Source organism: Bradyrhizobium sp. CCGUVB14 (assembly GCF_024199935.1).
GTDB lineage: Bacteria > Pseudomonadota > Alphaproteobacteria > Rhizobiales > Xanthobacteraceae > Bradyrhizobium.
In genome coordinates this window covers 7426469-7446008 of the sequence record NZ_JANADS010000001.1, presented here as the reverse complement: position 1 = coordinate 7446008, position 19540 = coordinate 7426469, and the positions used below count along the sequence as shown (strand labels likewise).

The 19540-nt window shown below is 57.3% G+C and carries 20 protein-coding genes and 1 tRNA gene; 11 read left to right on the top strand and 10 right to left on the bottom strand.

Features of this window, described 5'->3' with window-relative positions; translation table 11 throughout:
* The first annotated feature begins 27 nt into the window (after nucleotides 1-27).
* The 4 genes from NLM32_RS34750 to NLM32_RS34735 all read left to right on the top strand — a co-directional run bounded on the left by NLM32_RS34750 (nucleotide 28) and on the right by NLM32_RS34735 (nucleotide 3860).
* Nucleotides 28-1590, top strand: coding sequence for a 2-isopropylmalate synthase (locus tag NLM32_RS34750; protein WP_254133214.1), 1563 nt, complete (start codon nucleotides 28-30; stop codon nucleotides 1588-1590).
* Nucleotides 1591-1764: 174 nt separating this feature from the next.
* On the top strand, nucleotides 1765-2769 hold the full coding sequence (locus NLM32_RS34745) for a TRAP transporter substrate-binding protein (RefSeq protein WP_254133213.1): 1005 nt from the start codon (nucleotides 1765-1767) through the stop codon (nucleotides 2767-2769).
* A 251-nt stretch (nucleotides 2770-3020) separates the two neighbouring features.
* Nucleotides 3021-3617: a Spy/CpxP family protein refolding chaperone gene (locus tag NLM32_RS34740; protein ID WP_254133212.1), complete on the top strand. Its 597-nt coding sequence runs from the start codon at nucleotides 3021-3023 to the stop codon at nucleotides 3615-3617.
* Nucleotides 3618-3784: 167 nt separating this feature from the next.
* Nucleotides 3785-3860, top strand: a tRNA-Lys gene (locus tag NLM32_RS34735).
* 61 nt (nucleotides 3861-3921) lie between these two features.
* Here the strand turns inward: NLM32_RS34735 and NLM32_RS34730 are convergent.
* Both NLM32_RS34730 and NLM32_RS34725 read right to left on the bottom strand, forming a co-directional pair.
* Nucleotides 3922-4944: a tyrosine-type recombinase/integrase gene (locus NLM32_RS34730; RefSeq protein ID WP_254133211.1), complete on the bottom strand. Its 1023-nt coding sequence runs from the start codon at nucleotides 4942-4944 to the stop codon at nucleotides 3922-3924.
* The gene (locus NLM32_RS34725; RefSeq protein WP_254133210.1) at nucleotides 4928-5221 is read right to left on the bottom strand and encodes an AlpA family transcriptional regulator; all 294 of its coding nucleotides are present in this window, start codon (nucleotides 5219-5221) and stop codon (nucleotides 4928-4930) included. Before NLM32_RS34725 ends, NLM32_RS34730 begins: the two co-directional genes overlap by 17 nt.
* A gap of 501 nt (nucleotides 5222-5722) precedes the next feature.
* Between NLM32_RS34725 and NLM32_RS34720 the strand changes: the two genes are divergently transcribed.
* Complete coding sequence (locus tag NLM32_RS34720; protein ID WP_254133209.1) at nucleotides 5723-6631, top strand: ParB/RepB/Spo0J family partition protein; 909 nt, start codon at nucleotides 5723-5725, stop codon at nucleotides 6629-6631.
* 629 nt (nucleotides 6632-7260) lie between these two features.
* Nucleotides 7261-7833, top strand: coding sequence for a hypothetical protein (locus tag NLM32_RS34715; protein WP_254133208.1), 573 nt, complete (start codon nucleotides 7261-7263; stop codon nucleotides 7831-7833).
* A gap of 21 nt (nucleotides 7834-7854) precedes the next feature.
* Here NLM32_RS34715 and NLM32_RS34710 read toward each other — a convergent pair whose 3' ends face one another.
* The 3 genes from NLM32_RS34710 to NLM32_RS34700 all read right to left on the bottom strand — a co-directional run bounded on the left by NLM32_RS34710 (nucleotide 7855) and on the right by NLM32_RS34700 (nucleotide 9581).
* Nucleotides 7855-8181 (bottom strand): hypothetical protein, encoded by a 327-nt coding sequence (locus tag NLM32_RS34710; RefSeq protein ID WP_254133207.1) that lies wholly within the window; start codon nucleotides 8179-8181, stop codon nucleotides 7855-7857.
* Between the two features lie 249 nt (nucleotides 8182-8430).
* Nucleotides 8431-8970 (bottom strand): hypothetical protein, encoded by a 540-nt coding sequence (locus NLM32_RS34705; RefSeq protein ID WP_254133206.1) that lies wholly within the window; start codon nucleotides 8968-8970, stop codon nucleotides 8431-8433.
* Between the two features lie 11 nt (nucleotides 8971-8981).
* Nucleotides 8982-9581, bottom strand: a complete 600-nt coding sequence (locus NLM32_RS34700; RefSeq protein ID WP_254133205.1) for a DUF4339 domain-containing protein — start codon at nucleotides 9579-9581, stop codon at nucleotides 8982-8984.
* A 98-nt stretch (nucleotides 9582-9679) separates the two neighbouring features.
* Between NLM32_RS34700 and NLM32_RS34695 the strand changes: the two genes are divergently transcribed.
* Nucleotides 9680-9940 carry a helix-turn-helix domain-containing protein gene (locus NLM32_RS34695; RefSeq protein WP_256568321.1) on the top strand — a complete coding sequence of 87 codons (261 nt, stop codon included), beginning with the start codon at nucleotides 9680-9682 and terminating at the stop codon, nucleotides 9938-9940.
* On the opposite strand, the gene NLM32_RS34690 is transcribed toward NLM32_RS34695, so the two are convergent.
* From NLM32_RS34690 to NLM32_RS34675, 4 genes are all read right to left on the bottom strand, one after another.
* Nucleotides 9937-10269, bottom strand: coding sequence for a DUF3768 domain-containing protein (locus NLM32_RS34690; protein WP_254133203.1), 333 nt, complete (start codon nucleotides 10267-10269; stop codon nucleotides 9937-9939). The genes NLM32_RS34695 and NLM32_RS34690 overlap by 4 nt on opposite strands.
* 63 nt (nucleotides 10270-10332) lie before the next feature.
* On the bottom strand, nucleotides 10333-10917 hold the full coding sequence (locus NLM32_RS34685; RefSeq protein WP_254133202.1) for a hypothetical protein: 585 nt from the start codon (nucleotides 10915-10917) through the stop codon (nucleotides 10333-10335).
* A 206-nt stretch (nucleotides 10918-11123) separates the two neighbouring features.
* Nucleotides 11124-12095 carry a hypothetical protein gene (locus NLM32_RS34680; RefSeq protein ID WP_254133201.1) on the bottom strand — a complete coding sequence of 324 codons (972 nt, stop codon included), beginning with the start codon at nucleotides 12093-12095 and terminating at the stop codon, nucleotides 11124-11126.
* Nucleotides 12096-12160: 65 nt separating this feature from the next.
* A complete protein-coding gene (locus tag NLM32_RS34675) occupies nucleotides 12161-12736 on the bottom strand; it encodes a site-specific integrase (protein ID WP_254133200.1) in 576 nt (191 codons plus the stop codon).
* Between the two features lie 419 nt (nucleotides 12737-13155).
* On the opposite strand from NLM32_RS34675, the gene NLM32_RS34670 reads away from it, so the two are divergent.
* The 3 genes from NLM32_RS34670 (at nucleotide 13156) to NLM32_RS34660 (ending at nucleotide 17605) form a co-directional block, all read left to right on the top strand.
* Entirely contained in the window at nucleotides 13156-13731 is a 576-nt protein-coding gene (locus tag NLM32_RS34670) for a hypothetical protein (RefSeq protein WP_254133199.1), read from the top strand.
* A gap of 102 nt (nucleotides 13732-13833) precedes the next feature.
* On the top strand, nucleotides 13834-14232 hold the full coding sequence (locus tag NLM32_RS34665) for a hypothetical protein (protein ID WP_254133198.1): 399 nt from the start codon (nucleotides 13834-13836) through the stop codon (nucleotides 14230-14232).
* 982 nt (nucleotides 14233-15214) lie between these two features.
* Nucleotides 15215-17605: a patatin-like phospholipase family protein gene (locus tag NLM32_RS34660; protein WP_254133197.1), complete on the top strand. Its 2391-nt coding sequence runs from the start codon at nucleotides 15215-15217 to the stop codon at nucleotides 17603-17605.
* 22 nt (nucleotides 17606-17627) lie between these two features.
* Here NLM32_RS34660 and NLM32_RS34655 read toward each other — a convergent pair whose 3' ends face one another.
* Nucleotides 17628-17912 carry a hypothetical protein gene (locus tag NLM32_RS34655; RefSeq protein WP_254106310.1) on the bottom strand — a complete coding sequence of 95 codons (285 nt, stop codon included), beginning with the start codon at nucleotides 17910-17912 and terminating at the stop codon, nucleotides 17628-17630.
* 115 nt (nucleotides 17913-18027) lie between these two features.
* Between NLM32_RS34655 and NLM32_RS34650 the strand changes: the two genes are divergently transcribed.
* On the top strand, nucleotides 18028-19407 hold the full coding sequence (locus NLM32_RS34650) for a transposase (protein WP_254128549.1): 1380 nt from the start codon (nucleotides 18028-18030) through the stop codon (nucleotides 19405-19407).
* Nucleotides 19408-19540 lie beyond the last annotated feature (133 nt).

Here is a 19540-nt window from a genome sequence, read left to right as displayed (position 1 = left end):
GCGCAAAAGCTCAAAAGGAAATTTGCAATGGCCCCCGCGAACAAGTCCGACAAGGACCGCGTCATCATTTTCGACACCACGCTGCGCGACGGCGAGCAGTGCCCCGGCGCCACCATGACCTTCGAGGAGAAGCTCGAGGTCGCGGAGCTCCTGGACGATATGGGCGTCGACGTCATCGAAGCCGGCTTCCCCATTACCTCGCAGGGTGACTTCGAGGCGGTGAGCGAGATCGCGCGCCGCTCCAAGAATGCCGTCATCGCCGGCTTGTCTCGCGCGCATCCGGCCGACATCGACCGCTGCGCCGAAGCCGTGAAGTTTGCAAAACGCGGCCGCGTCCACACCGTGATCGCGACCTCGCCGCTGCACATGCGGGTGAAGCTGAACAAGACGCCGGAGGAGGTGTTGGAGACCTCGGTCGCGATGGTTGCGCGCGCCCGCAACCAGATCGACGACGTCGAATGGTCGGCCGAGGACGGCACCCGCAGCGAGATGGATTATCTGTGCCGCATCGTGGAGGCCGTCATCAAGGCCGGTGCGACCACGGTGAACATCCCCGACACCGTCGGCTACACGGTGCCGGAGGAATACACCCACTTCATGAAGACGCTGATCGAACGCGTGCCGAACTCCGACAAGGCCGTGTTCTCCGTGCACTGCCATAACGACCTTGGCATGGCGGTGGCGAACTCGCTGGCCGGCGTGGTCGGCGGTGCGCGTCAGGTCGAGTGCACCATTAACGGTATCGGCGAACGCGCCGGCAACGCCGCGCTCGAAGAGATCGTGATGGCGATCAACGTGCGCAACGACAAATTCCCCTACTGGAACAAGATCGACACCACGCAGCTGACCCGCGCCTCGAAAGTGGTGTCGGCGGCAACCTCGTTCCCGGTGCAGTACAACAAGGCCATCGTCGGCCGGAACGCCTTTGCGCATGAGAGCGGCATTCACCAGGACGGCGTGCTGAAGGATGCCTCGACCTACGAGATCATGCGGCCCGAGATGGTCGGTCTGAAGCAGTCCTCGCTGGTGCTCGGCAAGCATTCCGGCCGCCACGCCTTCGTGCACAAGCTGGAGGAGATGGGCTACAAGCTCGGCCCGAACCAGCTGGAAGATGCGTTCACGCGGATGAAGGCGCTCGCCGACCGCAAGAAGGACATCTACGACGAGGACATCGAGGCGCTGGTCGACGAGGAGATGGCGGCTTCGCACGACCGCATCAAGCTGACCTCGCTGACCGTGATCGCCGGCACCCATGGCCCGCAGCGCGCGACCATGAAGCTCGACGTCGACGGCCAGATCAAGATCGAGGAGGCCGAAGGCAACGGTCCCGTCGATGCGGTGTTCAACTGCATCAAGCGCCTGGTGCCGCACGAGGCCAAGCTCGAGCTGTATCAGGTCCACGCGGTCACCGAAGGCACCGACGCGCAGGCGGAAGTCTCGGTGCGACTGTCGCAGGAGGGACGTGCGATGACGGCGCGTGCGGCGGATCCGGATACGCTGGTGGCGTCCGCCAAGGCCTATCTCGGCGCGCTCAACAAGATCGTCATGAAGCGCCAGCGCGACAATGTGACGACGGCTGCGGCGAGCTGACATTGCTGACTTCGCCTCTCCCGCTTGCGGGAGAGGCGGCTGCGCCATTCATCATGAATAGCAGCCCTGCTAACGGCCAATAGCACGCAGCGGCGCCGGCCTGTATTGAAGTGCCTGGCATGAGGACAGGCCGCCCGCGCGCCGGATGGCCCAAAAACACGACAGGGAGAGAATATGCGCACCTTCGCGATCGCGGCATCCGTCGCGGCAGTGGCTTTGGCATTGACCGGGCCGGCATCGGCTCAATCGCCCATCATCATCAAGTTCAGCCATGTCGTCGCGACCGACACCCCGAAGGGCAAGGCGTCGGAAAAATTCAAGGAACTCGCCGAGAAGTACACCGGCGGCAAGGTCAAGGTCGAGGTCTACCCGAACTCGGCGCTGTACAAGGACAAGGAAGAGCTCGAGGCGCTGCAGCTCGGCAGCGTGCAGATGCTGGCGCCGTCCAACTCGAAATTCGGCCCGCTCGGCATCCGCGAGTTCGAGGTGTTCGATCTGCCCTACATCCTTCCCGATCTGAAGACGCTGCGGAAGGTGACGGAAGGCCCACTCGGCGCGCGGCTGCTCAAGCTGCTGGAGCCGAAGGGCATCACCGGCCTTGCCTATTGGGACAACGGCTTCAAGCAGATGAGCGCCAACAAGAAGCTGGTGGCACCGAGCGACTATCAGGGCGTCAAGTTCCGCATCCAGTCCTCGCGCGTGCTGCAGGCGCAGTTCAAGGCGCTCGGCTCGCTGCCGCAGGTGATGGCGTTCTCGGAAGTCTACCAGGCGCTGCAGACCGGAGTGGTCGACGGCCAGGAGAATACCTGGTCCAACATCTATACCCAGAAGATGCACGAGGTGCAGAAGTACATCACCGAAACCAATCACGGTTACATCGGCTACGTCGTGATCGTGAACAAGAAGTTCTGGGACGACCTGCCGGCCGATATCCGCGACCAGCTCTCGAAGGCGATGAAGGAAGCGACCGACTTCAACAATGCGCAGTCGCAGAAGGAAAACGACGACGCGCTCGCCGAGATCAAGAAGAGCGGCAAGAGCGAGATCATCAAGCTCACGCCGGAGCAGGACGAGGCGATGCGCAAGGCGATGGAGCCGGTCTACAAGGATGCGGCAAGCCGCGTCGGCCAGCCGCTGATCGACGAGTTCCTGAAGGAAGCCAAGAGCACGACGAACTAGCACGACGAACTAGCACAAGGAATTGGCGCAACGAACCGAGCGCACGTCGAACGAATCTAAACGAAATATGAAGGAGGGCTTCCGTGTGGGCTGCACGGAAGCCCTTTTTGTTACGGATGATGTCCAGCGGTGCCTGAACGGACGTTCAAGTGAATTACATCTCCGTCAGAACGCCCTCTCTGTCCAAGTTGTAAGTTGCGCCTCGGCCTTCCGACGCTCATCTTCAGGACATCCTTCCAGAGGAGGTTCGTATGAGGAAGTTCACCATCGCCGCCATCGCCGTGCTCAGCATCGCCGGCTCGGGCGCGGTCTATGCCCAATATCATCGCCCGTGGATGGAGCACTTCCGCCACATCCGCATGAACCCCGAAGACCGCGCCGCCTTCGTCGACGCGCGGATCGCAGCGGTCCATGCCGGGCTCAAGCTCAACGCCGACCAGGAGAAGCTGTGGCCGCCGGTCGAGGCCGCCGTGCGCGACTTCGCCAAGCTGCGGATCGACCGCGCCAATGCGCGGATGAACGCCGGTTCCGGAGACGCTGCCAAGGACGGCAACAAGCCGGACGATCCGGTCGCCCGCCTGCGCCAGCGCGCCGATGACATGGGCGCGACCTCGGCGGCGCTGAAGAAGATCGCCGATGCCGCCGATCCGCTCTACAAGAGCCTCGACGACGGCCAGAAGCGCCGTCTTGCCATGCTGACCCACCACCGCGGCCCGTTCGGCGGCGGCGAGGACGGCCCGCCCCGCCACTTCATGGAGCGCGGCATGGACCGCATGATGGAGCGTGGCATGGACCACTTCCGCGGCCGCGACCGCGACGATGGCCCGGATCGGGAAGGGCGTCTTTGAGCGCTCCGGGGTTTCCCGGATATTAACCGCTGAGAAGCCGCTGGAATCCAGCGGCTTTTCGCATTTTGGCGGCTGTGGAAGAACCTTGGAAAACATGCGTCACATCGCTTGCCAGACCCGGATCGCTTTGCTAAACGACCGGCCTCGCAAGGCATTGACCGCCTTTCGGGCGCATAGCTCAGTTGGTAGAGCAGCTGACTCTTAATCAGCGGGTCCCAGGTTCGAGCCCTGGTGCGCCCACCATATAAATCAAACACTTAGTGGTTTGATCAAACGGCAAATCCGGCGCCGTTTACACCACCGTTTACAGTTTTGTTCGCGCTTCGAGCTTCAGCACCGCAGCTTCTGCGAGCTGAATGTCGCGACCGAGATAGTGCGCATCCAGGATGGCTTCGACGTCCTTCAACGAGTGACCGGTGACGGCGGCGATCTGCGGCACGCTGGCGCCTGCGATCGCAAGGCGAACCACCGCTGTGCCTCGCAGGTCATGAAACGTCAGATCGCCGATACCGGCGCGCTCGCACGCTTTTCCCCAGGACGTACGAAAGCCGTCAGACGTCCATGGACGGCCGAACGTGTTAGTCAGGATCAGCGGACCCCGACGGTCGGTAACGTCGAGTAGGGCTCTTAGAGGTGCACCCGCCGGCATGGCGACGCGACGGCCGCCCTTGGACTGGCGAAGCCGAATGTATGGGCTCTCATAGGCTGACCAGGGTAGCCGCAGGAGGTCGCCCTGGCGTTGTCCGCTCCACAACGCAAGAACCAAGGCAAGTTGGATCTCGATGGGGGCGACCGAAAGGACTGCGCCGATGTCCTGCTCAGTCCAGACCTTATCTCTGCGGTCTGCGACGTAGAGGCGGCCGCCTCGTTCGCACGGGTTCGTCGCGATGATACCGCGATCCTTTGCGAACGACATAATCCGCGCCAATGTGGTCCAGGCGTAGTCGGCCTTGCGGGGTGTCTCAGCGAACGAGTCGCGCCAGGCCTTGAACTCACCACGCACGCGACGATCGGCCAGAGCTGCCACCGGCAAGTCACCGAACTCATCTTCGATCAGCTTGATATAGGTCAAATACGCCCGGCGGGTTGACGCCGCCAAGCCGGTGAAGTCTGGCGCGGCCTTGAACTGCGCAATAATCGTCATGAGGGTGCCGGCGCGCGGCTGGCGAAGACTAGCATGCGCATCGTTGTACTCCCGAATAAAGTCCGGCGTGCCGGGTTCAGCCCGAATGGGAGGGCCACCACGCCACGCGTAAAAGTGCACCTTGATTTCGCCATTAACGAGTCGTCGCTTGACCCGATGAACTCCTTTAAGAACGACGCGCACGCTTCTCCCTCCATTCGTCCAGCGTTGATGATGATGTTTCGGTTTCGATATGCAGGCCGCTCAGCTTGTCCAAGGCAATGTCGATGGCCTTCAGATCCCAGCGCGTAGTGCCGGGCAGGGGATGCGGCAATTTCGCCAAGCGCACCCAATTGGAGAACGAGCTCGGCGATAGGTTGCAGTAGTCGGCAGCTTGCTGCCGGGTCAGTAATCGCGGCCGAACGCTGCCATACGTGAGGTCCCGCACGCCATCAATTGAGCCTGCGTTGCGCGCGCTCATGGCGTTCGGGCTCCACGAGTGGAGCTCGGAAGAGTAGTCGGATGATCAAGTAAAGACGTCGAGCACAGCGACGGAGCGACGACGCCCCGTAGCGCGAGAACCATAGACATAGCCAACACACGTTGCCCGCGAGGGCAGGTTGCGCACTGGCCGAGGGCTCAGTCTATGTTTCCGGAAGCACCCAAATGGTATGCTGTAAGAATCTAGATGGCCTGCCCTCTAAAATCAAGAGACATCAGCAACGGACATTTAGCGCACCTCTCGATGCCGGCGTGAGCGTCGCGCGTCGGCAAGATCGACCTTGCGCCGCCGCTCGATAATCGATGGGCTTGCTTAGATGTTGGTCAGCTAGTACCATCAACTTCGCCCCTACCAGTAGATCCAATTCGGTAGGCTGCTGGATGAAGATTTGCGGCGCGCATTATGGGCGCGACACCGGGATCATTCATCGCAATCGCAAACTAGACGAGTCTTTCGCGTCGTTTGATCGCGCGATGAGTCATGCATTCGGCGTACCGGGTGCGTGATGATTGCGAGTTCAGCGATTTCTATCGAATCCAAAAACGAGGAGATCTCGAGATGAAAAATTCAAACGTCACTAAGTCGCGCACTTCGAACGCGATGGGGGGCAGCATAGCCAGCGCGATCGATGCATCACTCGCTCCAGTGATGCCCATTCCGATCGAATCTGTCCAACTCATTGAACAAGATCGTAGGCCAATTGACGCCGATCTTGTTGAGGCTCTGGTTGCCTCAATTCAACGCGACGGCTTAAGGACTCCTATTGACGTTGCGGAAGGCACTCTTGTTCTCTGTGCGGGAGCGCATCGGTTAGCTGCGTGCAAGAAATTGGGGATGAACACGATCTCGGCACGCATTCTGACGCCCGATCAAGCAAAGGGGTGGGCGGCAGCCGAGAATCTTTTTCGCGGCTTGCGTGAACTCGACAAATCCAATGAGCTGGTGAGATATGTAGCAGCTCATGGTCTTGCAGCATTCAGCGGCGGCAAGGGCGGACGGCAGCCCCATGATAAGGGATACAAGCGCATAGCTGATGCGACTGGCTGGAGCCGAAGCCGAGTTCGAGAGGCATATCTTCATCACGGGCTCGGCGAAGAAGTTCAGGCGGAAGTCCGCACGATGGGATTGGACGATCATCGCGGCTTCCTCACCAAGATCGCCAAAATGGACGTCGAGGCGCAACGTAAGCTATTGAAGCAACGCACAGCCAAGAAAAAGGAACATGTACCGAACGGAGCGATGGTTGTGCGGCTCGGTCTTTCTGTAGCTGCACAGAATCACAAGCTCACGATCCTTGGCGATTTGTGGGCCGAATCTGCGATTAAGCCGATCTACGAAAAGCTGCCCGTCAACGTTCAGCTTGAGTTCCTGCGCTCGCTTCGTGCCTAATTTCTGCTTCGCCCTCGCGGGACATCCTTTATCCGCAAGCAGGCAGGGTAGAAAGGGTGGTCAAATTGGCCACCCTTTTGGCTCAGAGGATCCGTGGCAATCCCGCTGCCTATGCTGCAGCAGCTGCTGCTGCTGCTTGAACACTTCATCAGCTCAAACTAGCAGTTAGACGTCCTTACTAGGGAGTTAGAGCCACCAATCGCCAAATCTCTGTTACGCGACCTACTTGTAAAGACTGTTTGTTCCCATGCTTAGTGAGAATGAACATGCCTACTCTCTTCGACAAGTCTCGCATCGCTTATTGGCAGATACTTGAGCGCAATAAAATGCGGTCGGCTTTCGAGAGTGCTCGAAATCGGCACAAGCTATCCCCACTAGACCGGCACCGCATCAAGCCTCAACGGCCCGATCACCTATTCGCGGTCAACAGCCACTCTAGGACTAACTGGGGAAGGTTAGTTTGTCGGGAACTGGCGCGCTTCTTGTGTGACGGCGATGATGGCACCGATCATAATCGGCAAATTCTATTCGTCACGTTGTGCGACCGACGGTGTGTAAGTGGGGCAGATAGTCTATCCGAGGCAGAACTTATCGAGATTCAGGAAAGGCTTCGGCGAGGACTTCAGGGGTTGAGCTACTTTGCCGTCGTTGAACCCGCTCTCTATGTCAATTGGCGGATCGGCCACCATCGAGGCAAAGCGAAGCGATGCATTTCTTGGCACATGCACGCCCTCGTCTGGGGCATCTCGAAGCAAATGATGCAAAAGCGGCTGCGCATTCTCAGGAGGCGAGGATGGTATCAGGAGCTTGAACGGGGTCTCAAGCCGACCAACATCAAGCCGGTCAAACCAGGGCGGCTGCCAAGAGCTGTCGGCTATCTGCTGAAATCACCGATCTCTGCCTATCGGGTATCAGCGGTGGATTACATCTTGAATGGTAAGGACGTCGTGGATGAGGATGGCGTGGTCCTCCGAACATTTAGGCAGAGCAAAGCGCCACTGCGGCACGGCGAGCGGCTGACGCTCTACTTTGCAATGCGCCATCTCTATCTCGATGATCTCGCGCTAGCTGGCGGAGAGGGGAGACTGATACTGGCGACAGCGAAGCGTCTCGCCCGACCAAAATACACGCCATCCTTGGGTACCCCAAACCGCCTTCGTCGGCGTCCGGGCGCGTCGCGTTCCAGGCCACGGTTCGCCTAGCACCACGGCGTCGGTGAACGATCAAGGGCAACCGCGCCTGTCGGCCAGCGCCTGCCAGACTTGCAGAGGTTGGACGACCACACCTCCAAACCGGTAGCTTTTCGCGCGACATTCGATGCCGTTTGTATACAGAGGCAGCCCCTCGGCTTCCATTGACTTGATGGTCTTGCCACCGACGGTAACTTTCAGGCCGCCTGAAAAACTTTCGTTAGCCAGGATTGCTGGATTGCCTGCGCTGTCAACGACTATGGCCTGGCATTTTTGACAGAGTGCGCCGGGATGGCGCGGGCTCTCTCGTCCGGGGCCGCCGCATGTGGGACAAATGCTTCCGCCGATCTTCCAAATCACATCTGGTCTCCTCTTGTAAGCTATCGGCCCGTATGCCCTCGGTCATGACCATCACCAATTTGGCCGCGCACGCTTGCTCCCAGAAGTAGTTCAGCGCGCAACAATTGCCGAAAGGGGAACGGATCCAATGACAGATATTGTCGCACCAGCCGTCTCATACGCGCTGGTTATGAAATTCACGTCGAGCGGCTTTACTGCTCTCTTAGAGCCCCGCAAGCCCGCAGACTGTCAATCCAAGAAGGATTTGACTCAGTTTTGCAGATCGCAGCTACCACCGCGGATAAGTTTGGTGACCTTCATTGGTTTTGTCGGATCGGGCTGAAGATTCGTGGTCTGACCGAAAAGTATCGTGTAACCGCCATTGGCGCGAGGATGGAAGAATAACAAGCCCAAAGAGTTCGACCCATCTTGCGTCATGCCAGCGAAAGCAAACTTTACAGAGAGATCGCTGTTCAAGGCGGCTGGCGACACGTCCTGCACCGTTATCGGTACTGAATCTCGACTCTTATAGTTGCTGCTTGGGGCAGCTCGTCTTTCTGACAAAGAGATCCACATGTTCATGTCTGGACCGATGCCGCCAGATGAAACCACCGCACACGCCTCTCCGAGGCAGGCAACCACCGTGCCGATGTTGCAATGTACGAGCTTCGCAAAGCCGTTGAAGGTCGGGTCGCTTGTCTGCTGCGCATTAGCAGACGCGCAACATGCGAAGAATGCAGTGAGTATCACATTTCTTTTGATCAGCATTGGTTTGCCTTGGCTGAGTGCTTCATGCATTGTGGCGGTCACGTCGCGGTCGGCTAATCCGCTGCAGCGGCGCCGTAAATCAGCAGGCCGACTGCGAACGAAGCTAGCCACGTCATTGCGTATACCGGTCTTTGATTAAGGCGGCGCGCTCGCATGAAGAGATACACAGGGGTCAACAATATCGCGGCGACGCGCAGTCCTGTTGACTTGTAGCCTGCCTTTTCTAACAGCCGATAGTCGATCCAGCCCAATAGAGCATTGAATAGCGCAGGCACTTGCAGCGGGAGTCCACGCGGATAGTTGTTTGCCGCAAGCATCCCTTCGATCAAGCCGACCGCAAGTGGCATGAGGGCCAGAACCCACACATAACCGTTGCCGATATGGGATGATGAAATTGGCGGGGGCTCGCTGGCAACCAGTTCGGCAAGGCTAGTTTCTCGTAGAGGCTTCCATTCAAGCATCCCTTTCCGCCAGACCGGTGTGTCAGCGGTGATTTCCTTCCGGTTTAGCAGCTGCTGTATTGCGGTCGCCGAAATCGGACCTCTTCTCTCACCGTTAGCGACATACAGCCATTCAGCTGAACTCGTTGCTATAGGCGCTTGTTCGTCAAACTGGGGCAGGGGCGGCGGCAAATTCGAAGTCTGTTCATTCATCGTGAGTGTCCATCTGTCGGGCAAGATCAGCGTATCGCGCGACGAATTATACACTTTAGTGCATAGAAGTCGCGAGCCATTTTCCTACGCATGCAGGAATGGATATTCGGCGGCTTATCGGAGAGAACATTCGAGTTAGGCGATTGGCCGCCAAGCTTTCGCAGGAGGCGTTTGCTGCCAAGATCGGGGTCGAGCAAAGCTATTTAAGCGGCCTGGAAGCCGGACGTCGAAATCCTACGGCCGTGACCCTTTGGCACGTTGCGATTGCCTTGCGGATCAAACCGGGTGCACTGTTTGAGACGCCTCCGGCCGACCTTGTAGATAAGAAGAAAGGCCGAGGCCGCCCGCGTAATGACTAGTATTCGTCAAGGCGCATGAGAGTGATCACGCGTTTGGTAACTGAAGCATCCGCCGGATCAGGTGAATGAAAGCATAGATCGAGATCGTAGTAGTCGATCTTGAATGCCACGAGTACGCCCTCGAATTCAAAGGCGCCGAAGTCGCGTTCGCTGTAAGGGTCATTAGCGGCGCAAAAATCGTCAAAGACCGATAGTGTTTGAACGAGACGATGAACCGCTTCGGGGCCCATAGCAGCAATGCCATTTGTCATGACCGCTGTCCCCGTTGATAAGTCTTGCCTCAGCTTGTCATTGAGCGCGCGAATTCGCCCAGTCGAATCATGTGACATGGTGTTCTCCAATTAGAATGAGAGGAAGGGAGGCTTGGGCTTGAGCCAAGCCTCAGGAGGTAATTAAGCCTTGTCGGCGAGCGGGCCCGGGTTCACCAGGGCCACCGTATTCAAGTGGCGAACGAAGGTCGGCAGCTTGGGCGAGTCTCGGTATCGAAGAGTGAGAATGTCATCTTCACGTTTGACCACGACAGCCTCCCACCAACCATCGTCGTAGCCTTCGTGGGCGAGGACCATGTGACCGACGTCGACTTGTTCCCAACTGCGCGGAAGGCCAGACGTAATCGGCGATTTGCATCGCACCGCGGGCCCTTCACCGTCTTTCTTCGACGGTCGATTTTCGAGCTTGTACGCTTCGCTTGCATCGCCCGGCTTGCGCAAGATTGTCATCAGCTCGGTCAGTAGCGTTTCTTTGATCGCGGGGATGAAAGCTTTGCCCGAAGCGTAGAGCCGTCCCGCAGGCAGCTTCTGCGCCACTTGGCCAAACTCAGTTGAAGCCTTGATCACCGCACCCAGGCCGAGGTCAAGCGCCACGCTGACAATGCGATCATCGACATTGTCGAAGCGAGCGCCGCGCGGCTTGTTATCGAGATCCAGGCCGAGCACGAACAGCGGTTCAGGTTTCTGTTTGTCTGCCTTCTTTGTCATTGCGACCTCCCAGAAACGAGAAAGGCCCCGACGGAAGTTGGGGCCTTTTGCTGGATCGAAAATCTCTGAATGCTGTGAGTTCGTTTTGGTCGTCGATGCCGTATTGTCATTGTTCACCTATTTCGGGTTTTGCGTAGCGTCGGTCTCGGCCGACAATCGAATCTAGCGGAGTATTATAATACCGTCAAGGCCAAAATCAGGGTAAGCTACTGAAAATGTGCGATTTTCAATGGCTTTCGGTCGCATTTTGAGCCGAGGCGGCAATACCGGTCTTGGCAGGCAAACCGGTCGTCGATGCGGTTGCCATTGCAGATATTGGCGGCCTCAGCCGCGCAAAACCGCCAGATTGCGTGTTGCACAAATCTCGGGAAAACCGAAGGAAATGCCGCATTGAACTGCCGACAATCGATCTCGGCAGCGATAACCCGAATGACCGCGGCGCAGCCGCCTTTTGTGTAGCAGGACGGGCCATAACTATGGGCCGCGCCGCAATCATATAAAATCCCGGTCCGGTGAAGGAAATTGTGCGCCAGAGAGTCGACGACCACCATGTCTTTGCCGGTATCAAACCAATGCGGTTCGAGCTCACGGGCGCCAATGAGCAGTGTCGATAAGGCCATCGACAGGGTCTTTTCGCCAACGCCGTAGACATTCTGAAGCGGAGCAACCAAGGCAGCTTGCCGTGCTGCAGAAACGTCGCGATCAGCTTCCGCAGTGGACACTTCGATCTGGTTTCGGACCCATCCGACAAGATCCCCACAAGCAACATCTCGGATGAACAGATGTAGCGAATACGCCGTCTGGTTCAGGCGTCCGTTGCGCAAGCGAAGCTGGGGCAGCTTGCAATTGTCAAAGTGGTCGGGCGCCGCACACGTTTGGCTGGTCTTGTCGTACCTGCAGTCAAAGTATTGCCAGTAGCTGTGCAATTTAGAGCATTTGGCCGGTTCTCTAAGGCTTTGCTCTAGGTCGGCCCAGGTTGCTCGACCATGTTTCGCGGCGTAGTCGCGGGCGACCCTGTCCGAGATGCCTTGAAAGCTGAGGACATTGATAAGCCAATCGAAAATAGGAGCAGTGGAGGAGGCCGCAATAGCTTCATCTAGTCCGTTCAGACGAAACTCCTGATCGATCTCGTCTATGAATGACATCGAGCCTGCGAGCTGGCAGACCGTCGTGAGCAATTGTCTGGCCCTCTCATGAGACGCTTGCTGAGCGCGAGCAGAGGCCGCCCTTCTGCGCGAACTGTTCATAGGAGAGAGACCAGCTTTCGCTGTGCGTCACTATCGCCATCAATGTAGCGCTGTGTGGTCTGAATTGACCTATGTCCGGCGAGCAACTGAACGTCACGTAAAGACCCTCCGGCTTGATGGACGAGCCGCGCCGCTCGCGTAATAAAAGTACGACGACCTGAATGGGATGAGCATCCGGCAAGACTGAGTTCTCGAAAGACCCGATTGAACCAAACCACGATACTGAGCGGCGTCATTGCTCCACCGCGCTCTGATCGAATAATTGGACCAGTACCGCTGCAAAGCGCTCGAAGCTCGATGAGCGCTTGCTGCAGGTCACGATGTAGAGGGATGCGGCGTCCGCTGCGCTTTTTCGCAATACGGTCTTGCAGCTCGATAGCGTTGCCGACGGTACCGTCTGGTTCGAGGACCATTTCCCAAGTCAGCTGCGCAATTTCTGCGGCCCTTAAGCCAGCACGCACCGAGAATAAGATGATCAGTCGATTACGAAGCGGATGCCGCGTCTGCTCGACGAAAAACAAGAGATCGTCGATATGATCAACCGCTAAAATCTTCGCCTGCTTACCCGCCATAACCGCTCAACCAAGTGCAGACGCGATTCTAGTCGATCTGTGCGACTGTGCAATCGGAAGTTGGACGAAGTAGAACTGATAAGCTTTTGTTGATTTGGTCAGTAGCTCGGTATCAAGAGATGCCGGTACCGATCTTAACATCGGCAATTCCAATTCGAGCCTATCAGCTCCGACGGATGGTCGTGCCAAGTCGGCATTCGAGGGTGCGCAAGTTGCGCACCCTTTCCAATTGCTAGGGGGCACGTGCCTAATCGCGAGCCGTTTCGCTTCCTGTAAAATACTAATTCTTGAAGACATAGCCGACGCGCCGCTGGTTGCCCAACGGAGCGGTAATGCAACGTGGAGGTTCGTTGTCTCCATATGGCTATGTGTGTCTTCAGGGATCATAGAAATCCTCACCAACAGATTGGAGTACGTACATGAAAAATCGGCAGGCGCGTCAGCAGATTGTAGCTGGTTATGATGAGATGATTGAAGAGTACATCATTGGGGGCTATCAGCCGTTCTTTCTGAACTTTATGTTCAATCAGATCCCAACGAGTAACGGCCAGCGGCTCGACATCATGGTCTCAGAGGTCACTCGGGTTCACGAGATTCTCTGCAGGCACTCTGTTCGCAAGCCGAAGTCTGAGGAATGGAGGTTCTTACGGCCAATCTTCATCGGCTGTCATGATCTGCCCGTTTGGAAGCGCGACAAAACAGAGATTATGGACTTTCTGATCAATGGCGGGCTGCACTTCAACGCTATTGCCCTCGTACGCCCACCAGCGCGGACTGACATGCACAAGAAGGTGCAAGAGCTGCTGATGGGCAAGCAGTCACGGCTGACGGTGCCATTAGATGAGCATTTCCGCACCAAAGCGAAGTTCTATCACAACGCTGTATTGGCCCGAATTCACACGACGCCGATCACGTACGGTACGATGTCAGACTACATGTTGAAGACATTCAAGCATGGCCGCGTTGGCCCGGACAGTATTCAGGTTTGGAAATAGGGAGCGGGCCGTGATTGAGCGGCCAGAGCTGGATGTTAGCTTTCTGACGGCTTCGATAGTCGCACTTGTAAAGTGTTCGGTCTGAACCGTCAGGAGGACCAGATGGCGAAAATGGTGCAGGTTGATTATGAAGCGGGAAGCTCTCGTCTGTGGAACGGCGAGGGGGCTTTCGGCACGACTATGATCTATGGTGCGAAAGGCGACGACAGTTTTCCAGCGCAGTGTGATTACGAAATCGAGCTGATGCTAGAATCGCGACCTAAACAGGTGCGAGCCTATCGCGAGAGCCGAATCAAGAGTGGACAAAGACCGGCTCGCTTGGCTTCCGATCAACTTCATGACGAGCTGTTCGTTGTAGTCGGCCCAGAGATGACGCCGCTGAGCGTGGCCGAAACGCTCGAACATCTGGCTGCTCGCATACGACGCGAAGGCCTTTGTATCGGTAAGGACACCGACGGCGATTACGTCACCGAGACGCTCGATGGCGAGTGGAAACGGTAGCCGCCACTCTGGCGTCTGTGCAGGTTGTCGCTTGGCAGGGTCAAGTGCTCTTGCTCAAAAACATCTCGATTGCGAACTTGTAAAGGAGAGCGTGGCTGCTTCGGCAGCACGTTGCTTCATGTAGGAGTGAGAAATGAAAAACCAATTGTCAGAGTTTGCATGTAACGCGCCGCTCGTAGATTACAACGGATTTTCGGGAGTGACTTACGGTTATGCCACGAGTGCCAAAAGCGAAAGTATCGATAACGTGCTTTACGAGTACGTTTTGATGTCTAGTCGACAGAGTATCGGCCGGAAGCTTGACGAGAGCGAAACGAGGGCACGTCGTGAGATAAGGCGAAATTCAGGAAAAAAGTCGCGCCAATCAAAGTAGGTGCCCTGCGAGACGAGCTTCTAGTGTTGCCGGGAGCTGCAATGAGTGCTGCTGATGTCGTATCTGCCCTGAGAAGGCTAGCCGAGGGGATTGAGAAAGATGGGATGCGCATCGGGTCGTACAAGGGAAAACGTGTAGTAGAGAAAATGGAGGGAGAACTGATTTTCGAAGTTGCTGAGCGCAGATAACCGAATTCGGTCGCTCGGGCAATGAGAGGGCAGGCTGATCCGACCAGCCTGCCCAATTCGATGCCGGGTAGTTCAACGGTCGTCGTTCGGAAGCAGCTCCAAGAGACCGGGTCGCGTACAGTCTCTATCTCAAGGTAGCCTCGAAAACGACAGCCTGATCCCTGGACTGGTAAGGAAAACTAAAAAAGCTTATCGGTGCGCCAAATCTTCAGTCTTCGAAGCTTCTAAAGAGGAGGGGGCACTTTCTGCAGCCCTATGGTCCATCGGATAAATACGCCGTGAGCCTGATCCCCCATGCAGCAGTAGCCGACGATCAACGAAGCCATAGGGACGCTCGAAGGTAGTTGCACTCTAAAATATCTAAGATAGTATTTCGATAAGACAAAACCCTAGCGCGCCCGAGGCTGCGATGGAGCGTCCGTTGGACACAATCAATCCGGCCGGTGCGTCGTCAGTCCCAGAAGACGCAACCTTGATCGACCGCGCGACATGGCTTGTGCGCGAAACCCTCCAAGGGACTCTTGATCGAGGGGCAGATGCGATTAGCCCCCAATTCGTCGAGTATCGGCCGTACTATGGTCAATACGGTGGCCCTGAAGGGTACTTTCAAGTTTCCCGGGCGCTGAGCCAAGAGTTGAATGGACGTTACTTTTTCGGAATATCGCAGATTGCGCCCGATCGTGTGCTTGTAGGCATCATTGTCCGCACGCCTGAACAAAACAACATGCGTCTAAGTTGGGAACTGACATTTGAAGACGGCCAACTTCTCTCGCGAACAATGCTTGGCCCAGGGTGCTCTTTTTTCTGGGACCTTTTTCATATCAGGCAACAGAAGTCCCGGTGGTGGCTGAAGTGGGATTATTTCTGGGACGAACTGTCCGATGTCCTAGCGGGCCTTGTTGCCTTGCGCGTAAGTCTTATCGTCTGCACCTTGTTCGCAGCGCTCATGCTTCTACCCCGGCAAACAGGCGAACTGTTGCGCGAAGTCCCCTTTAATCGCGAAGACCCCTTCTCGTTTGTCAATCTTGTGATGCTGGTCGGCTATTTGACCTTCGCGATCGCGATTTTTGGCTTGATCCAACTCTACGCGAACGGTCACCGCACTGTTGTTCCGATCGAGAACGACGTCAGGTTAGATGGCGGCGTGACGTTCAAAGCGCGACGCTTTGGTTTGGTCGGCTTACTAGCGAGTAGTATCCCACTCGTGGCTGGTTTAGCCCTTTTAGAATCGAGGCTGCCGGTCGTCGAACAAGAAATGATCTCCTGGTGGCAGTGGTTTTCCGTCTTGCTGTTAACCTCGCCTTACGTCAGCGCACCTAGCGCCAGTCTGATCGACCTTGCGTTATCCTTTTGGGGGCGTCTCCTAGCAACTGTCGGTGGAATCGCTGGTTTAGCGAGCCTACTTCTGATCGCGCGTCCGGGCCACTGGCTCGGTTCGGTCCAATTTCATACGCATTGGATCGTCGTTTTTCTCGCCGGTCTGGTTGTCGCCGTCGCATTCGGACTTCTTTTTTTGATTCCAACCGAAGGTACTAGCGCGGGGCCTACGTATTTTGCTTGCTGGCTCATGCTCTTTTTAGGCGTTCTGACTTGCGTCGCTTTCGTATCCAGTCGCACGCGCGTGCCATTGTTACTATTGTCAACGATCTGGTTCATCATTCTCAGCAGGAATGACGCAAACGATCATCACATCGTCCGACCAAGTGACAGACAAACGATTGCGAGAGCGCCCAACGCGACCGAAGCGCTAAAGAATTGGCTTGGTCCGCTAAACCCGTCCAATACTGGTCGCGAGCCCGTTGTCGTCGTAGCCGCCGAGGGTGGCGGCATTCGCGCGGCCGTGATGACGGCTATGGTCCTCGACCAACTGCGCGTACAGGACAAGGACTTCGTACATAAAGTCTTTGCCATGATCGGCGTCTCGGGCGGAAGCATTGGTACCGCGGCATTCGCCGCCGCCGTACGCCAAGAGAGGCCCGCCGTCTCCGTGTCTGATGCGATCAAGCCGTCGGAATTACACCAGAACTGGCAAGCAGCACTTCACCACGACCTTCTGTCTCCGACGCTGCGGTCGCTTCTTGGCATGGACTTGCTGACCCACCTATGGCCGCGCGCCTGGGGTGATCTGTCAGTATTCGATCGCGCGCGCGCCTTAGAGAGCAGTTTGGAAAACTCTTGGAAAGACGCGACCGGCAAAGATATTTCCGATGTTGCCTTCGACGATCTGCGGCCCCGGCCGCAAATCCGTGACCCGTCGCTGATCTTGATGACGACGTCGGTAAATAGCGGAGAGCCCGTTGCGGTCAGTCACATCAACGGGTTCGGGATCGCTACACTTGAAGATCAAGCACCTGAGATCCGCGTGCCGCTCACGACAGCTGCACTTATGAGTGCCCGTTTTCCGGTTATCACGCCGGCCGCCACCGTGTCGTCAAACGGCTCATACTTGCACTATGTTGATGGTGGATACTTTGAAAATTCCGGGATTACCGCTGCCATCAGTCTCATTCAATCAATCCGAGATCCCGCTCTCTTGAAGAGGGCCAAATTCGTCGTCCTTCACATCATTAACGGTTCGACTGAGGAGGAGGCGGAAGACCAGGCCAGCACGTCGTCATTTTCCGAGTTCTCGGCGCCTTTGGCCGCAGCCTACCTCTCAGGTGGTGCGCACGAGAACATGGCGCTTGTAACGCTGAAACGCCTTACTCAGCAGGATCCTAACGGCACTTGCACCACGAACGGGACATGCCCCGTTGTCAAAGAAATAACGTTCCGCTTGATCGCGCCGAGAGTGAAGTTGCCCTTAGCTTGACTTTGGCCAATTTTGAACTCGTTCATGGGGTACGCGGACCCCTGAACATGGGATCGTTCTCGACGATTTCATGAGCGCTCGTGAGCATGAGTTTCATGCGCCCCATATTGCCAAACGTTGTCCAGCGCCCCTTCACGTTCGACCAGTAGAAGAGCTCGAAGCGATCGGTATCTGGAATGGGGCGCAGCCGTGCGACCGGATTTGAAGTCCGACGGTTGATAACTAAATAACCGCTACGGCTCTTTTCTATGTCGTGATGCGTGAACTGAGCAGCAATCTGGGCAAGCGTTGGGTCGGATTTTGCCATAGCGCTCAATGTGCTCGATCGGTGCCGCGCGGGCCAGAGTGGATCGGTTTGCCGATTCAATTTGTCGCAGCTGGACGAGGTTGCTGCGATTCAACATGCCGATTCTACCGATGGGATGCAACACGCCCGTCTTCTTCCCCGCTCTTGCGATCCGCTGCCGCCGCGTTTTGCGGCCCGGCTTGCAGTCTTCACCGATCTGTTCACGCGTCCTACCTGGCCGAATGTTCTGATGCTGCTCGCCGGCGTTATCCTGGCGCCCGGCCGGCGCACTGTCACGGCGGCGCTGCGCATCCTCGGGCGAGAGCGCGATCCCGATTTCTGTACTTTCCATCGCGTCCTCAACCGGGCGGCGTGGTCGTCGCGGGCCGCGGCAGGCCGCCTGCTGCTCCTGCTGATCAAGGTCTTCGTGGCGGCCGGCGAGCCAGTGGTGATCGGGCTCGATGACACCATCGAGCGACGCTGGGGACCCAAGATCAGCGCCCGCGGCATCTATCGCGACCCGGTGCGCTCCTCCAAGGGGCACTTCGTCAAAGCCAGCGGTCTGCGCTGGCTTTCCGCCATGTTGTTGGTGCGCGTGCCGTGGGCCGATCGCATCATGGCGCTGCCCTTCCTCACACTGCTCGCCCCCTCCAAACGCTTCTATGACGGCAAATCGCGCTCGCCCAAGACGCTGCTCGATTGGGCCCGCCAGGCTGCTTGGCAAATCCATCGTTGGCTGCCCGATCGATATATTGTCCTGGTCGCCGACAGCGCCTTTGCGGCCATCGAGTTCCTTGCCGCAGTGCGCAAGCATGTCTGCATTGTCACCCGCCTGCGCCTCGATGCCAACCTGTTCGAATTTCCCCGACCAAAGCGCAAAGGTCGTGGCCGCCCTCCAATCCGAGGTAAGCCCCACAAAAAACTCTCTGCCATCCTCAAGGATCGCAACGTGTCCTGGACGCGCTACCGGGTCAGTCTCTGGTACGGCCGAACCAATCGCATTGTCGAGATCGCAACCGGCACCGCGCTGTGGTATCGCGGCGGCGTTCCGCCGGTACCGATCCGCTGGCTTCTCGTCCGCGACCCAACCGGCGAGTTCGACCCGCAGGCCTTCCTGGCGACCGATCTCAACGCTCTTCCCCGCGACATCCTCGCCTGGTTCGTCAGTCGCTGGCAGGTCGAAGTCACCTTCGAGGAAGTTCGCGCTCACCTCGGTGTCGAGACCCAGCGCCAATGGTCGGACAAAGCCATTCTGCGCACTACCCCGATCTTGCTCGGCCTCTACTCCATCGTCACGCTATGGACCCACGACCTCGCCAAGGCACAAAAGCTCAAGCCCAGAACCGCGGCTTGGTATCCAAAAGCCGCGCTGACCTTTAGCGATGCGATCGCATCCGTCCGACGCCAAATATGGGCTCATCAGATTTCTTTCATGTCCCGGCCGCGCCGGAACAGTATAGAAATTCCGCGCCATATCTGGCGCCGGATGGAGAACGCGCTCGCCTACGCCGCATAAATCGGCCAAAGTCGAGCTTAGGGTGGTATCTCTCGGCTTCCGCCCGTGACGAAATAGCCCGCCAATTGAATGGGTGGCTAAATGGGCAGGCCTTCAGCATGGCCAAGGCTGCCACCGAGTGAAATTATGCCTT

Bases quoted from the DNA above. Each gene is read 5' to 3' on its own strand.
- NLM32_RS34740 (WP_254133212.1), top strand. From the start codon at position 3,021: ATGAGGAAGTTCACCATCGCCGCCATCGCCGTGCTCAGCATCGCCGGC.
- NLM32_RS34695 (WP_256568321.1), top strand. From the start codon at position 9,680: ATGGATATTCGGCGGCTTATCGGAGAGAACATTCGAGTTAGGCGATTG.
- NLM32_RS34655 (WP_254106310.1), bottom strand. From the start codon at position 17,912: ATGGCAAAATCCGACCCAACGCTTGCCCAGATTGCTGCTCAGTTCACG.
- NLM32_RS34690 (WP_254133203.1), bottom strand. From the start codon at position 10,269: ATGTCACATGATTCGACTGGGCGAATTCGCGCGCTCAATGACAAGCTG.
- NLM32_RS34720 (WP_254133209.1), top strand. From the start codon at position 5,723: ATGCATTCGGCGTACCGGGTGCGTGATGATTGCGAGTTCAGCGATTTC.
- NLM32_RS34750 (WP_254133214.1), top strand. From the start codon at position 28: ATGGCCCCCGCGAACAAGTCCGACAAGGACCGCGTCATCATTTTCGAC.
- NLM32_RS34650 (WP_254128549.1), top strand. From the start codon at position 18,028: ATGCAACACGCCCGTCTTCTTCCCCGCTCTTGCGATCCGCTGCCGCCG.
- NLM32_RS34685 (WP_254133202.1), bottom strand. From the start codon at position 10,917: ATGACAAAGAAGGCAGACAAACAGAAACCTGAACCGCTGTTCGTGCTC.
- NLM32_RS34725 (WP_254133210.1), bottom strand. From the start codon at position 5,221: ATGAGCGCGCGCAACGCAGGCTCAATTGATGGCGTGCGGGACCTCACG.
- NLM32_RS34670 (WP_254133199.1), top strand. From the start codon at position 13,156: ATGAAAAATCGGCAGGCGCGTCAGCAGATTGTAGCTGGTTATGATGAG.
- NLM32_RS34745 (WP_254133213.1), top strand. From the start codon at position 1,765: ATGCGCACCTTCGCGATCGCGGCATCCGTCGCGGCAGTGGCTTTGGCA.
- NLM32_RS34675 (WP_254133200.1), bottom strand. From the start codon at position 12,736: ATGGCGGGTAAGCAGGCGAAGATTTTAGCGGTTGATCATATCGACGAT.
- NLM32_RS34700 (WP_254133205.1), bottom strand. From the start codon at position 9,581: ATGAATGAACAGACTTCGAATTTGCCGCCGCCCCTGCCCCAGTTTGAC.
- NLM32_RS34665 (WP_254133198.1), top strand. From the start codon at position 13,834: ATGGCGAAAATGGTGCAGGTTGATTATGAAGCGGGAAGCTCTCGTCTG.